Here is a 13952-nt window from a genome sequence, read left to right as displayed (position 1 = left end):
AAGTTAGAGACCGGGAGTTACGCAGATGTGTCGTCGTGTGACGCGTGAGAAAACGTCTCCTGTCGCATGTTTCGACCTCCGTCTACCTCTGTCAGGATGTGGCTGTCGAAGAAACGAGTAATCGAGACCAACCCCATTTTGTATCCAGTATTCGAACGAGGTCGCCCGTTGGAGACAGCCGTACCTTCTGTGGACACCGATACGTCGGTGGCGATGATTCTCGCGCGGGCTGCCGCGCAGGGGATCGATCCGGCTCCGCTGCTGCCGGATGTGGTGGCGCTGTACCAGGACCTTCACCGGCATCCGGAACTGTCCGGAGCGGAGTACCGGACCCAGCGCACCGTGGCCGCAGCACTCGCCGGCACCGGCGTCGAAGTGCACGAATGCGCAGACACCGGGTTGGTGGCCGTGCTGCGCAACGGTCCTGGGCAGGTGGCGTGGATGCGTGCGGACACCGACGCGCTCCCGCTTCGGGAAGCGACCGGTCTTCCGTACGCCAGCGAGGCCACGGCCGTGCTCGATGGTGGCGAGGTCGTCGGGGTCATGCACGCCTGCGGCCACGACGTGCACACCGCGGCCCTCGTGGGTGCCCTCCGGTATCTGGATGGTGCCCGCGAAGGCTGGCGTGGCACCGTGGTGGGCGTCTTCCAGCCGGCCGAGGAGACGGGCCGGGGTGCCGTGCAGGTGCTCGACGACGTGCTGGACGGAATTGCCGGACAGGATGTTCCGCTGCCCGACGTCGTCTACGCGCAGCACGTCACCAGTGCGCCGCTCGGTCGAGTCGTGTGCCGACCCGGATGGTTCCTCTCCCGCCAGCGATCGTGGAAGGCGACGGTGCGGGGCATCGGCGGACACGCGTCACGCCCTCATCTGGCACGCGACCCGATCGTCGCCGCCGCCTCGATGGTGGGCGCACTGCAGACCGTCGTCTCCCGTGCGGTCGATCCGTTTCGGATGGCGGTACTGACGGTCGGCACCTTCCACGCCGGCACCAAGGAGAACATCATCCCCGCCGAGGCGGTGTTCACCGTGTCGGCGCGCACGTTCGAACCGGCTGTGACCGACGTGGTCGAAGCCTCGATGTTGCGCGTCCTCGAAGGGGAGGCGGCAGCTCATGGTGTGACCATCGAGATCGAACAATTATTCGACATCCCAGCCTGTTTCAACGACGAGAGTCTGGCGGCAGGGGTGGTGGACGCGCTTGCTCCGATCTTCGGGCCGGAACAGGTCGTCGTGCCCCAGGATCCGTTCCCGGCCGCCGACGACTTCTGTCACTACGGGCGGCGACTCGGAGTCCCCTCCGTCATATGGAACTTCGGGGTCCAGGAACAGGAACTCTTCGAGGCGGACACCCCGCCGCCACGCAATCACGATGCGCGCTTCGCTCCGCACCCGCGACACGCGGTGTCGCTCGGTGTCGTAGCGGCGATCTCGGTGATCATGGACCGTCTCCGTGCCTAGGTGATTCGAAACATCACCGAAACCGTTCGAGCCCTTTGTCGTAAAGACTTCTGGATACAACATTCAATATCGATCGGCGCTCTGCCGACCCGAATTCCTACAGGAGGAAGCGTGCCTGGGTTAACTCAGCCCTACGTCGGTCGCGCCGAACCGGTCGCTACGGCAGGTGAGGAGCGAGTCCGCCTGCAGGATGTGTGCATCGTCCACGGTCGTGGAGACAGCGCGGTCGTTGCAGTGGAAGGCGCCGATCTCGAGGTCGGCGCGCGTGAGATCGTCTCGATCGTCGGGCATTCCGGCTGCGGCAAGTCGACGATCCTGCGTGCGATCGCCGGCCTTCTGCCCAATGCGTCCGTGCAGGGAGACCTGTCGGTCATGGGACGCACCCCCGAGGAAGCCCGCAAGTCGGGCCTTATCAGCATGGTCTTCCAGGAAGCGGTGCTCGCCCCGTGGCGCACCGTCGAGAAGAATGTGACCCTGCCGGTCGAGGTCGCCCGCGGACGTACTCGGAAGCCCACCCGAACGGCTTCGGAGCAGCTCGAACTCGTCGGTCTGGGTGGATACGAGAAGCGCTATCCCAAGCAGCTCTCCGGTGGTCAGCGTCAGCGCGTATCCCTCGCGCGGGCGCTGATGATGGAACCGGAGGTTCTCCTGATGGACGAGCCGTTCGGCGCGCTCGACGAGATCACCCGCGACGAGATGCACACCGAGCTGCTGAGGATCTGGGAGAACACCCACGTCTCGATCGTGCTCGTGACCCATTCGATCACCGAAGCGATCTTCCTGTCCGACCGAGTGGTGGTGATGTCCTCCTATCCGGGCCGCGTCGCGGACACCATCCCCGTCGACTTTCCGCGCCCGCGCCGCAACGAGCTCAAGGATTCTCGTGAGTTCGCCGCAATCTCTCAGCGTATTCGCCTGTGTCTGGAGAAGAACCGATGACAACCGTTGCTGCTCCCGTTCTTGCAAAGCCACCTGTGCGGGCGGTCATCCCCCCGGCAACTCGCTCCGGGATCGCCGTCCGTCTGTTCAAGATGACACGATCGTGGCTGGTGCTCGGACTGGCGGTCGTGCTGTGGCAGGTGGTGGTGGAGGCCTTCGACATCCCCCTCTACATCCTCCCGGCGCCGACGGAAATGATCACAGCCTTCGTCGACAATGCCGGCCTGTTCGTCGACGGGCTGATCGCCACCACCGTGATGGCGTTGGGCGGGTTCGGTGTCGCCGTGGTCGTCGGCGTGGCCCTCGCCGTTCTCATGGCGCGCAGTGCGCTGTTCGAGGAGCTCGTCTACCCGTTCCTCAACGTCATCCGGGTGATGCCCACCGTCGCGATCGCACCCCTGCTGATCATCTGGTTCGGACGCAACGCGATCCCCATCATCATCTGTTCCTTCCTCATCGCAGTGTTCCCGATTCTGGTCGACGTCGCCCACGGGCTGATGTCCGTCGACGAAGATCTGGTGAGCGTCATGAAGCTCGCCAATGCCAGTGAGCTGTCGATCCTGCTGCAGGTGCGCATCCCCAACGCCCTGCCGTACCTGTTCTCCTCGTTCCGTGTGGCCGCACCCGGTGCGGTCGTCGGTGCGCTGCTCGGCGAGTACATCGGGTCCCGTGAAGGACTCGGATATCTCATCACCGTCTACTCGGCGCAGCTGAACACCGCCGCGGTATTCGTTCTGGCCCTGCTGTCCTGCCTCGTCGGCATCGTGTTCTTCAACGTATGTGTCTGGCTCGAGCGTGTCGTCGTTCCGTGGAAGACCGTCGTGCGCTGATCCGCCCCTCCCTCGAGCCGATCTCTCCCTCAACCCCTGGAGTAGCCATGTCTCTGTCTGCCCGTCGCACCGGCGCGATAGCTGCCGCCGGCCTGTCGGCCACCCTTCTCCTCTCCGCCTGCGGCGAATCGGATGCCGAAGCCCGTGAAGACGGACTCACCCCGTTGTCGATGGCCTTCGAATGGACGTGTTCGGGCGACTGGTCGGTGGTCCACGCGGGACTCGAACAGGGAATCTTCGAGAAGCACGGCATCGCGTTGTCGTACGACCGAGGGCAGGGCGGATCCGACACCGTGCCGATGGTGGCTGCCGGCGAGTTCGATCTCGGAGTGCTCGGCGCCGCACCCACCATCATCGGCGCCGGCCAGGGACTCCCCGTCACCATCGTGGGGGCCGCTGCCACATCCGGACCCGTCACGATCCTGGCGTCCTCCGACATCAAGGAACCGGCCGACCTCGAGGGCCGGACACTCGCCGTGCAGACCGATCAGTTCGAGGGCGCGATGTGGGAGGCCTACGTGCAGGCCACCGGCATCGACGGAGACAAGGTCGAGGTCATCCCCGCCGACGACGCAACGACGGCCGAGTTCCTCGGCGGCTCGCTCGACGCGCTCGTGGTGTTCTATCCGACCGCGTCCACCCAGGCGATCCTCGACGCCCGACCCGACCTGACCGTCATGCCGATGCAGGAGCACGTCCCCGCCTACGGACACCTGATGGTCGCCAACAACAGCTACCTCGCCGAGAATCCCGACGCTGTTCGCGGGTACGTCACGGCGTGGTCCGAATCCGCCAAGTGGGTGCTCGACAACTGGGATGCCGCCTACGAGATGTTGGTGGACAAGTGCCCCGAGGTCGATCCTGCAGCACTCGAGTTCAGCATGGACGCGTATTTCGACGGCTACACCGGCGGATATGCCACGGCGAACGGACTCGGCACCTTCGAGGTCGCCGGTATCACCGAGACGCAGTCGGTGCTCGAACAGGCCGGGCTGGCCGAGCCGCGACCGGTGGGGGAGTTCGTGACGCTCGAGTACCTCCCGAGCGAGCCGATCGTTCCGTAGGAATGGAGACACAGCGATCGACGGAGGCCGGGGTGGTTCCGGCCTCCGTCGGCCGTCGGGCGGTCCGTCCCCAGGACGAAGCCAAGCTGCGCGGACAGTACCGGTTTGCACCCATGCTTCACGCCGAAGACGAGCTGCACGCCGTCACGGTACGGGCGACGGTGGCGCGAGCACATCTGAATCTGGTGGGAACGTATGCGGCCATGAAGATTCCGGGCGCGGTGACCGTGCTGACGGGTGCCGATGTTCCGGGGCGTCGACTCGGATCGAAAGTGCAGGACCAACCCGTTCTGACCCAACATGAGATCAGGCACTTCGGAGAGCCGGTGGCGCTGGTCGTCGCGACCTCGCCGCGCGCGGCCAGGGCGATGGCGAATGCCGTCACCGTCGACGTCGAGCCGTTGCCTCCGCTGGTCGATCCGGGGCGGGCACTCGACGCAGACGCGCCGGAGGTCGGTCCTGGAGGCAACCTCGTCACGAGACTGCACACCCGGCGCGGTGACGCCACCGGCGAGCACGTCGTACGCCGCAGCTGGCGCACCGGTCGACAGGATGCCGCCTTCCTCGCTCCCGAAGCAGGTCTGGCAATGCCGCAGGCGGATGGTTCTGTTCATCTGTGGGTGGCCACGCAGGACCTGCACGCCGACCACCTGCAGGTCGTGCGGGGACTGGGATTGCGCACAGACGACCTCGTCGTGCACCACGCAGGCATCGGCGGGGCGTTCGGTGGGCGGGAGGATATCACGGTCCAGGCCCATCTCGTGCTGGCCGCACTCCACACCGGCAGGCCGGTGCGCATGGTCTACAGCCGTGGCGAATCACTCGGTGCTCACCCGAGCAGGCACCCGATGCGGACCGACGTCGAACTGTCCTTCGACGGTGACGGGCGGTTCGTCTCGCTGCGGACCCGCACCCTTCTCGACGGGGGCGCGTACGCGCACACCTCGCTGCCGGTGACAGCGATCGTCCACGACTTCAGCGCCGGCCTGTATCGCTTCGACAGCCTGGACCTGGAGACGACCACCGTCTACACCAACAACCCGCCTGCCGGTGCGATGCGAGGGTTCGGAGCGACGCAGGCCTGCTTCCTCGTCGAATCCACGGTCGACGCCGTGGCCGCCGAACTCGGTTGCGATCCGGTGCACGTGCGACTCGCGAATCTGATCGAACCCGGTGAGCCGCTTGCCACGACCGGTCAGCCTCTCGAAGGATGCACCGATCCACGTGAAGTTCTCCGTGCGGCACTGTCCGTGCCAGAGCCACAGGATTCTCCTGCGCCGGGGATGCGACGGGGGAGGGGTGTGGCGATCGGCGTGAAGAGCGCGGGACTGGGGCACGGGAAGCCGGACCCCGCCACCGCGGAGGTGCGTGTGACGAACGAAGGAGTCGAGGTGGTCTCGGCGGCCATGGACGTCGGTCAGGGCAGCGACGAGATGTTGCGTCGCGTGGTCGGTCATCATTTCCCGGGCCTGTCCGTCCACTTACGCACCGCGGACACGCGATTCCCCGCGGCCGGAGGGAGCAAGGCCAGCCGACAGACCATGGCGAGTGGCGGTGCCGCTGCCCGTGCCGCAGAACGACTCGCCGCAAGACTCTCCGAACGTGCCCGCGAGAAAGGGTTCTCCATACCCCCGCAGTGGACGACCGCCGACCTCGCTGCCGTACTCGCCGGTGATCCCCCGTCCGCATGGACGGAATTCGTGACGTACGACGGACCGTCGACATCGGCGGACCGTCCCCACAAGGCCTTTCAGATCATGGCCCACCGCGCGGTCGTCGACGTCGACGAGCTGACTGGTAGTTGCTCCGTCGTGCAGGTCGTCTGTGCTCAGGATTGTGGGCGGGCCATCGATCCCGTTGCCGTCGAGGGGCAGCTCGTCGGTGGCACCGTCCAAGGGGTCGGGTTCGCACTGTGGGAAGAACGAGAGGTGGACGTCGCCGGTCGCCAGCTCACGACCGGGTTCGGCGACTACCTGATGCCTGGAGCAGTGGACGTGCCCGAGGTCGTGCCGGTGGTGGTCGAACATGCCCATCCCGATCTGACCTTCGGAGCGAAGGGAATCGGGGAAGGGCCGTTGGTCTCCTCTCCCGCTGCGGTCGCTGCCGCAGTTCGCTCAGCGTCGGGTGCGACGATCGATTCCATCCCTCTCCACCGTGCCACGACGAGCGCAGGCCGGGTGCTCACATGACCGCTCATCTGTTCGCGTCCACATGGGGCGAAGCCGTATATGCCGCTCGGACTGCCGACTCCGTGATCATCGGAGGCGGAACCAGTGTTCAACCATGGTTGACCAGTACCGGGGTGGAACCCTCGGTGCTCATTCATCTCGGGGACATCCCAGGTGCCGGAACGATCGAGCCGATCGAAGCCTCCGAGGGTCCGCTCGCGGAGTCGGTCACCCGAGTGCGGATCGGAGCGATGGCCAGGATCTCCGATGCGGCATTGGTGCCGTGGTTCGGGGGAGTCCAGCCTTCCTGGTTCGCGACACCCGCGGTGCGGCGACGAGCAACTGTGGTGGGCAATGTGGTTTCTCGGTTCGGCCCCCGCGAGCTCGTGCCCGTTCTGGCTGCGTGCAGGGGGCGTCTCCTCGTCATGGACGAAGACGGGCTTCGCACCATGGACGTGACGACGGTGCCACCCGCCGGTCTGGCGGACGGCGAGGTGGCCTGCGCAGTGGAGTTGTACAAGCCCAGGCGAATCGCGTTCGAACGAGTGTCGGTGCGTCCCCGCGCGAGTCGGTCGGAGATCGCCGTCGCAGGTGCGATCGGACAGGGTTGTGGTGCAGCTCTTTCCGTCGGCATCAGCGGACGCTCGATGTTCATCGAGGACGCGGAGTCGTCGTTGGAGGACCCGTCCAGAGCGGAACGCTTTGCCGCGGCCTGCCGGCGAACCTACCGCACCGGAACCGAAGTGGACAGTGACGTGGAGCGACTCGTGAGTGGGCTGGCCGAACGTGTCCATCGTGCGCTGCACGCGTCGAAGGGAGAGCGGGAATGTTGAACCGAGACGAAATACCGCGAGCGGAAACACATTCGCTCGTGGTGATTGTCGACGCACCTGCCGACGCCGCTCCACCGGCCTGCACGGCGGATGGCCGGCCGATCACCCTGCCGTCGAACGGGACCGAGAGCGTGTGGGATGTCTTGGATGCCCACGGCATCACGGTTCCGCTCGGTTGCGCGAGTGGTCATTGCGGGTCGTGCACGGTTCTTCTCGGCGATACTCCGGTGCCCGCCTGCCTCGTTTCGCACGCCGACGCTCGTAGGAAAGACATCGCGACGATTGCTACCGCCGCCGAGGACGCTCTGGTGGCAGCCATGATGGAGCACGGCGCTGTGCAATGCGGATTCTGTTCTCCTGGGATCGTCGTGACGTTGTCATGGTTGATTCGAGGAGCCGCCGCAGAAGGACGTGTCGTCACTGTGGATGAAGTCCGGGACGCTCTGACCGGTCACCTGTGCCGATGCACCGGTTACGCCGCGGTGGTGAGCGCAGCGGTGGCTGCGTCGAAGGAACTCTCGGGAAATGGGCAAGGAATCGACGTAGCAGGAACAACCGCGTGAGCTTCACAGCGATCGTGGGTGGACGAGTGCTCACGATGAACGATCGTCGCCAGATCTTCGCCAGCGGCACGGTGCTCGTCCAAGGCAACAGGATCATCGCGGTCGGACGGGATACAGAGGTCGACGTGCCGGCCGAGCGGAGATCATCGACGCGAGTGGTCAGGTCGTCATGCCAGGCCTGGTCAACGCGCATACCCACGGGACCCAGTCCCTGTTGAGGGCAGGAGGGAACCAGGACCGGGATCTGCTCGACTGGATGTTCAACGACCTGTACCCCGGCCTGGCTGCCTACTCGTTGTCGGATGTGCGGGTCGCGCTTGAACTCTTCTGCCTCGAAAGCATCCGTTCCGGCGTCACAACGGTCGTGTTGAACGACCATGTGCATCCCTTCGACCCTCTGCCGGCAGTCGACGTAGCCGTGGAGGTACTCGGACGGACGGGGCTACGCGCTGTTTATGCCCGCATGTTCACCGATGCTCTCAGACCGTCCTCGCCTCGTTTCATGGAGACGGTGCGCGCCCGGGAACCGCACGTTTATTCGGCGAGCGTTTTGCGGGACACCACAGCGATCCTGAACGACCTCGACGAGATGTATCGGCGGCACGACAACGGCTACGACGGACGACTGCGCGTCTGTGCATCGCCGTCCACGGCGAGCACGGCATCGTTGCAAGCCCTGGAATTCAGTCGCGACACTGCCCGAGCGCGCGACGGCATCTGGGCCCTGCACTTGTCGGAGACCCCGGGAGATCGGCCCGTCAGTGAGATGAGCGCCGTGCGTTTCCTCGACTCGCACGGGCTGCTGGACTCACGTCTGTTGCTCGGGCACTGCGTGCACGTCGACGCTGCCGATATCAGGATGATTCGTCGAGCGGGTGCTTCGATCTCGACGCAACCTGTCAGCAACGGGGTCCTCGGATCGGGTATCGCACCCGTGCCGGCATTTCTTCAGGCCGGCATCAACGTGGGCATCGGCACCGATGATGCGAACTGCAACGACGCGTGCGATGTCCTGGCGGACCTCAAGGCGTTGGGGGTGGTGCAACGCGCCGTCAACTGCGATGCCGCGGCCGTGACGGCAGAGGAACTGATCGAAATCGCTACGTTGGGTGGCGCGCGAGCCGTTCGCCAGAACTCCGACATCGGTCGTCTTGCCCCCGGCTACAAAGCGGACATCGTTCTGGTCGACACGCGACGACCTCACCTGACCCCCTCGTCCTCGATTCCGGCGATGCTTGCTTGGCAAGCGTCCGGGTGCGACGTCCGCACGGTGCTTATCGATGGTCGAGTCGTGATGCGCGACGGAATCGTCGATTGGCTAGATAAGGACGCAGAGGCGGATCTGCTGGACACTGCATCCGAGCGTGCCGAGACGATTGCCGCACGCGCGGGTATTGCGACAACGCGCTCCTGGGAGAGCCGGGTCTTCCGATCCCACGAGCAGTGATCATGTGAGGTCAGCGATGGGATGCCGTCGCCCCGACAAACGAATGGTGCGGGTCGCCTGGCTGCCGAGGTCGGCACGACTGAAGCTCAGCCCCTATATCGGCACGGCACGTCACGGTCGCAATTCGAGCCGCTACGAACGCAAGAGGACCTGGCCGGGACCGAACGTAAGGATGCGTTACGGGCGGCCGCGGTCGAGGTATGGAACGATTCCGCGTCGTGAGCATCATCCAGCGGATCACCACCGCACTGCGATTCTCCACCGGCACGCTGCCTTCAAATTCCGACGGCGGGTGCCAATGGTGCGGCGAGTTCATCCTCTCGGGCCGAGGCGTCATCTCTGGCCGCAGCCCATTTTGCTCCGAGCAATGTCGCGAGCAAGACGACGCGATGCGTCAGGGCCGGTAACTAAGCCTTCGCCGAGCGGGCTATCGACACGGCGTCTGCCGAAGCGTCCCCATCGATCGACGCCTGACCGCGGAAGTCATGTGCCTTTCGAAGCGCCACCCCGATGGCAATCCATAGCGGGATCGTGCCGTTCAGCGCCCCCGCAGACTCCGAGAACATGGCGGCGACGAGCACGCCCAACCCAACCGCAGCCTCCCAGTTGCCACTCTTGCCAATGGAGGTAAACAGCTTCACTGCGAGCGCTGCGGCTACCGCAATTGCGAGTACGCCACCAGCGGCGAACCCGATTCCCATCAGGCTCTCGCTGACCCTGGTGATCCCCTCCGCCTTCAACGCGTTGCCGATCGTCCCGAATCCCGTCCCGATGACGCCATCGAACGCGAATCGCACACCCTCGGTCAAGCCATCTGCATGGATCCCGCTGTTGCCGTCCTCGGCGAGCTGGGTTCCTATCAGGTAGACCACCGGGGCAGACACAACCAACGCTGCGAACGCACCGATCTTGCGAATCAGGTAAGGAAGCACGATCGCGGCAGCCGCGACGAGGATTCCTCCCCGCCCATAGGTGAGCGCGGTCGTGACCGCGAGTAGGACGAGCCACATCTTCCGCCGGCTAAAGTCCTTCGTGTACCACAGCAGCGCGAGCGCGCCGCCGGTGACCAGCCCTGCAATCGGAGGGTTGAGAACCGTTCCACCCAAGCGAGTCAGCTGGCCCAGCCCGAAGGCATCTGCGTAGTAGAAATAGTACGCGGGTAGGCCGTCACGCATCACCAAATGTGTCCGGTCGTAGGTGGCGAGCGTTTCTGGATCAAGCACCCGCACGCCGATGAACTCAAGCGTCATGTACAGCGCGTTGATGATGCCGATCCAGATCGCCACCTTTGTGACTGCTCGCCACTCATCTCGGGTCAGCGTCAGTCCGATGAAGACCAGGAGGACGGGGATGGTGACCTGTCGAAATAGCACGAAAGTCAACGACTCGGTCACCGTCGAGAAGGCAGCACCAAAGACCATCAACAATACCCAGCAGAAGATCATGTAGATCGGGACTGCAGGGGCTTTGCCGATCCTGCTCAATGCGGCGAATACGAGCAGTACAACAACCGCATCATCGAGCAGAGTGAGGCCGGGCAGGCTGGGTGCAAGTGCGATGAGAACTGTTTGAGCGAACCCAGCGAGCATGGCGACAATTGTCAGTTTCCCAATTGCACCCAATTTGCCGGACTCTCGAACAGACCCCTCCCCTTGATCTATCGAAGTCACCGAACGATCCTAACTGAGAACCGTTTTGACTGCGGCCCCGAGATGCAGACAACACTTCCCTCTTGGACAATGCATCTATGCACTTAGAGGATGTCAAGATCAAGTCTGCCTACTGGTGGACGCTCGCTGTGCTTTTCGCGATCACCATCGTCGTGATGGGCGGCATCTTCAAGTACACGCAGGATCACGGCACCTACTACGAGCGGCACCCCGAGAAGCGCATCGAGATGCTGCACGGGGCAGAATCCCCGGCATGACGATCAAGGGTTGGCTCGCCAACAGCCCCGCCGCCTCCGCTCTCCTGCACTCAAAGGTACGACTCGCGTTGCTCCGGGCAGCAGGCGCGAAGATCGGCCGCGCTCGCATCATGCATGGCATGACCGTCGGCGGTGACATCTCTGGGCTGACCATTGGGGACGGGGTGTTCCTCAATACCGGCTGCTCGCTGCACCCCACCGGCGGCATCGCCATCGGTGACAACGTGTCGTTCGGGCCGCGAGTGATCGTCATGACCGGTACCCACGAGATCGGTCCCAGCACCAAGCGGGCCAGCGACCCCACCCAGTTCCAGCCGGTCGTTATCGAAAATGGCGCATGGCTCGGCGCCGGGGTCATCGTCAATCCCGGGGTCACGATCGGGGCTGGCTGCATCGTCGCCCCAGGCGCGGTCGTCACGAAGGACTGCGAACCGAACGGGCTCTATGCTGGCGTACCCGCAATCCGTAAGCGAGACTTGGACGTGTGACCCACCTGTCCTCGCGGGATACGCCCCTGTCGAGCACTCCCCTCGCGGAGGCTCGAACTGTCCTACCTGCGGCCACCCCGCCGAGGGAATCGCAGCGTCCGCATGGGCCCATCGGTTTCGGCTCATGTTCGGGCGTCCACTCCGGAGACCAGAGTGCAGTAGCTCCACCGTCAACGCTTTCGGAGATCCGGTGATGTGCGGCTGCAATGACACGGCTTACTCAAGTGCAGTTGTGGACAGCATGTACGACACCGTCCGAGGTGGAGCCGACGACTAGTGCGACGTCTGGTTCCACGCGCCACCCTGGCGGACATGCAGGCCAGAGTCCACCCACGCGCCACCCTGCCGGGCCCGGACCGCAGCGTCGACCCACGCTCCACCGACTCGCACGCGAGCGCCGGAGGGCGGCACCGGATGTTCCTGTTCGACGTTGCAACCGTGAGCGCGTGCGTGTAGAAATCGACGACCTCGGTCGGACGGTAGTGATCCACGCTCAGGTGAGCGCCGGTGACGGTCACGATCTGCGTCGATGCGCTGCGATAGTCCAGTCCACGTGCCTTGAACTCGTCGGCGTGCCGATCCTTTGGCGTGGTGGTGTCGTCGGGCGAGGCCCAGAACTTGAAGTGCATGGCTGCGTAGTCGTCCATCGTCCCGGCGAACGGTGCGTATTCCGCGGCCTGCGCTGCGAATGTGCCGCTGTCGCCCCCGTAGGCGGCGCGGATGTCCGCGGACGAGCTACCCGAGTCCGGACACCCACTGGAAGTTCATCGCCGGGGCCACCGCTGCCACGGCCCACAGCGTCGGGATGACTTTGCGGCGAGTAGCGACCATCACGACACCGCCAACCTGGGACTGCCCGAAGAACATCGTGTCCGTGACCTGCCATAGGGCAGCGCAACACGCGTACAAGTTCGACAGATGTCCAATCGCTTCGGCATTGCCCCAGGTGTTGCCGCCGAGATGACCTGCGACGACCACATATCCGGCGTCGAGCAGGGCATCTCGGACGGTTTGCCCGTTGCCGGTATCCATCGTGCCGTCGCTGCCGCCGGTGCCGTGCGTGGCGATCACGAGTTTGATGGGCGCTCCGTCCGCCAGCGACGCGGGGCGCAGATCGTTGCGCGGTCAGTCGAGCCGTTCGGGTACACGCGGGCATGTCGCCATGCCGTGCCGCCTGCGGTGGTGCCGGTCGTGAACGAGTCTTCACCAGGCCACGGCATGTCACGCCCCTAAGGTCTGCCCGTAGCGGGCTGCAGGCTCGTCGAGAACTGTCTTCACCTCGGTGTCGGTGCAGGCACGGTTGACGATCGCCAGATCGGCGATGTCGATTCGGCTGTACTCGGTGGAGGCAGCGGGGCCGCGACCCAGGCGGAGGTCGGCCTGGTTCACCAGGTTGGTGGTGCCGGCCATTGCGGTGCGCTTGTGCCGGTACAGCGCCGAGGATGCGCCGCTGAACACTGCGGCAATGATGCGCCATCCGGATGTGGAGGTCCATGTGTCGTAGATGCTGTTCGGGGACGCATCTGAGGTGAGCATCCCGCCTGTGGTGTTTCCGCTCGACAGGCGGATCGCCCGGAAGCTCGTGGATGTCATTGATGCGACCGCACGACCACCGGCGGAACCGGCCGTTTGCAGGTTGCAGACGAGGAAGATCGTCGAGGCGCCCGTGATGTCGGCGTGGTCGAGGTCCATGAACTGGTTCGTGCCGTTGAACGACAGTGCCTTGCGGCCGTTGAGCGCAGCATGTGCGAGCGTCGGCGCGGTGCCGGCCGCGGCGGCGAGCGGAGATGTCCACGCACCGACCGTCGGGGCGAACGATGTGACTTCGCTGCCGTTCGCTGCAGTGAGGGCGTCGGCGTTCCAGCGGGCAAGCAGATCCGGCAGGGTGTCGAGTGCGGAGGCGGCGACCGAGGGCTGCACCCAGATCGTCCCGGCCGGCACTGCACCCGGATCGACGGAGGAGACGATCAGCTTGCTCGCGTCGAGTTTGCCGATGAGCGCGGAGACCGGGGCATAAGTGTCGATATGGCTCGTACCGGTGCGCTCCTAAGGCGGGAACCTGCACACCGACGACGTGAGATTGTTCGCCAACCTCACTCCGCGCGCAGCGTTGAAGTTCCTGCAGCAAGGCTTGACGATCCACATCGACGGCGGAATGTAGTCTCCAAAAGCGAGCCGTAGTAAACGAATCGTGCGCGTCGGTGGCTATCCACCGACGCGCACGATTCGTTC

At 64.8% G+C, this 13952-nt stretch carries 14 protein-coding genes; 11 read left to right on the top strand and 3 right to left on the bottom strand.

Annotation, left to right across the window (positions count from 1 at the left end):
* Window positions 1-189 precede the first annotated feature (189 nt).
* The 9 genes from U9J23_RS19875 to U9J23_RS19835 all read left to right on the top strand — a co-directional run bounded on the left by U9J23_RS19875 (window position 190) and on the right by U9J23_RS19835 (window position 9712).
* A complete protein-coding gene (locus U9J23_RS19875; RefSeq protein WP_229582741.1) occupies window positions 190-1461 on the top strand; it encodes an amidohydrolase in 1272 nt (423 codons plus the stop codon).
* Window positions 1462-2400, top strand: a complete 939-nt coding sequence (locus U9J23_RS19870) for an ABC transporter ATP-binding protein (protein ID WP_265572291.1) — start codon at window positions 1462-1464, stop codon at window positions 2398-2400.
* A gap of 92 nt (window positions 2401-2492) precedes the next feature.
* Window positions 2493-3230, top strand: a complete 738-nt coding sequence (locus U9J23_RS19865; RefSeq protein ID WP_229582739.1) for an ABC transporter permease — start codon at window positions 2493-2495, stop codon at window positions 3228-3230.
* 47 nt (window positions 3231-3277) lie between these two features.
* Complete coding sequence (locus U9J23_RS19860) at window positions 3278-4294, top strand: ABC transporter substrate-binding protein (protein ID WP_326599976.1); 1017 nt, start codon at window positions 3278-3280, stop codon at window positions 4292-4294.
* A 2-nt stretch (window positions 4295-4296) separates the two neighbouring features.
* Complete coding sequence (locus U9J23_RS19855; protein WP_326599974.1) at window positions 4297-6483, top strand: xanthine dehydrogenase family protein molybdopterin-binding subunit; 2187 nt, start codon at window positions 4297-4299, stop codon at window positions 6481-6483.
* The gene (locus tag U9J23_RS19850) at window positions 6480-7295 is read left to right on the top strand and encodes an FAD binding domain-containing protein (protein ID WP_326599972.1); all 816 of its coding nucleotides are present in this window, start codon (window positions 6480-6482) and stop codon (window positions 7293-7295) included. The genes U9J23_RS19855 and U9J23_RS19850 overlap by 4 nt, the downstream gene beginning before the upstream one ends.
* On the top strand, window positions 7289-7858 hold the full coding sequence (locus U9J23_RS19845; protein ID WP_326599970.1) for a (2Fe-2S)-binding protein: 570 nt from the start codon (window positions 7289-7291) through the stop codon (window positions 7856-7858). Before U9J23_RS19850 ends, U9J23_RS19845 begins: the two co-directional genes overlap by 7 nt.
* A 169-nt stretch (window positions 7859-8027) precedes the next feature.
* Window positions 8028-9305 (top strand): amidohydrolase family protein, encoded by a 1278-nt coding sequence (locus U9J23_RS19840; protein ID WP_326599968.1) that lies wholly within the window; start codon window positions 8028-8030, stop codon window positions 9303-9305.
* Window positions 9306-9523: 218 nt separating this feature from the next.
* The gene (locus U9J23_RS19835; protein ID WP_326599966.1) at window positions 9524-9712 is read left to right on the top strand and encodes a hypothetical protein; all 189 of its coding nucleotides are present in this window, start codon (window positions 9524-9526) and stop codon (window positions 9710-9712) included.
* Here U9J23_RS19835 and U9J23_RS19830 read toward each other — a convergent pair whose 3' ends face one another.
* A complete protein-coding gene (locus U9J23_RS19830; RefSeq protein WP_326599964.1) occupies window positions 9713-10894 on the bottom strand; it encodes a hypothetical protein in 1182 nt (393 codons plus the stop codon).
* A gap of 158 nt (window positions 10895-11052) precedes the next feature.
* On the opposite strand from U9J23_RS19830, the gene U9J23_RS19825 reads away from it, so the two are divergent.
* Both U9J23_RS19825 and U9J23_RS19820 read left to right on the top strand, forming a co-directional pair.
* Complete coding sequence (locus tag U9J23_RS19825) at window positions 11053-11232, top strand: hypothetical protein (protein ID WP_326599963.1); 180 nt, start codon at window positions 11053-11055, stop codon at window positions 11230-11232.
* Entirely contained in the window at window positions 11229-11720 is a 492-nt protein-coding gene (locus U9J23_RS19820) for an acyltransferase (protein WP_326599960.1), read from the top strand. Before U9J23_RS19825 ends, U9J23_RS19820 begins: the two co-directional genes overlap by 4 nt.
* A 735-nt stretch (window positions 11721-12455) precedes the next feature.
* On the opposite strand, the gene U9J23_RS19815 is transcribed toward U9J23_RS19820, so the two are convergent.
* Together U9J23_RS19815 and U9J23_RS19810 are read right to left on the bottom strand one after the other, a co-directional pair.
* Entirely contained in the window at window positions 12456-12791 is a 336-nt protein-coding gene (locus U9J23_RS19815; RefSeq protein ID WP_326599958.1) for a hypothetical protein, read from the bottom strand.
* Window positions 12792-12941: 150 nt separating this feature from the next.
* Complete coding sequence (locus U9J23_RS19810; protein ID WP_326599956.1) at window positions 12942-13640, bottom strand: hypothetical protein; 699 nt, start codon at window positions 13638-13640, stop codon at window positions 12942-12944.
* Window positions 13641-13952 lie beyond the last annotated feature (312 nt).

The sequence above is a fragment of the Rhodococcus sp. PD04 genome (genome assembly GCF_035918275.1).
Lineage (GTDB): Bacteria > Actinomycetota > Actinomycetes > Mycobacteriales > Mycobacteriaceae > Rhodococcus > Rhodococcus rhodochrous.
This window is presented reverse-complemented; position numbering and strand designations above follow the sequence as displayed.

Coding starts and splice junctions, on each gene's coding strand:
- U9J23_RS19865 (WP_229582739.1), top strand. CDS start 2,493: ATGACACGATCGTGGCTGGTGCTCGGACTGGCGGTCGTGCTGTGGCAG.
- U9J23_RS19850 (WP_326599972.1), top strand. CDS start 6,480: ATGACCGCTCATCTGTTCGCGTCCACATGGGGCGAAGCCGTATATGCC.
- U9J23_RS19830 (WP_326599964.1), bottom strand. CDS start 10,894: ATGCTCGCTGGGTTCGCTCAAACAGTTCTCATCGCACTTGCACCCAGC.
- U9J23_RS19840 (WP_326599968.1), top strand. CDS start 8,028: ATGCCAGGCCTGGTCAACGCGCATACCCACGGGACCCAGTCCCTGTTG.
- U9J23_RS19825 (WP_326599963.1), top strand. CDS start 11,053: ATGCACTTAGAGGATGTCAAGATCAAGTCTGCCTACTGGTGGACGCTC.
- U9J23_RS19860 (WP_326599976.1), top strand. CDS start 3,278: ATGTCTCTGTCTGCCCGTCGCACCGGCGCGATAGCTGCCGCCGGCCTG.
- U9J23_RS19855 (WP_326599974.1), top strand. CDS start 4,297: ATGGAGACACAGCGATCGACGGAGGCCGGGGTGGTTCCGGCCTCCGTC.
- U9J23_RS19820 (WP_326599960.1), top strand. CDS start 11,229: ATGACGATCAAGGGTTGGCTCGCCAACAGCCCCGCCGCCTCCGCTCTC.
- U9J23_RS19845 (WP_326599970.1), top strand. CDS start 7,289: ATGTTGAACCGAGACGAAATACCGCGAGCGGAAACACATTCGCTCGTG.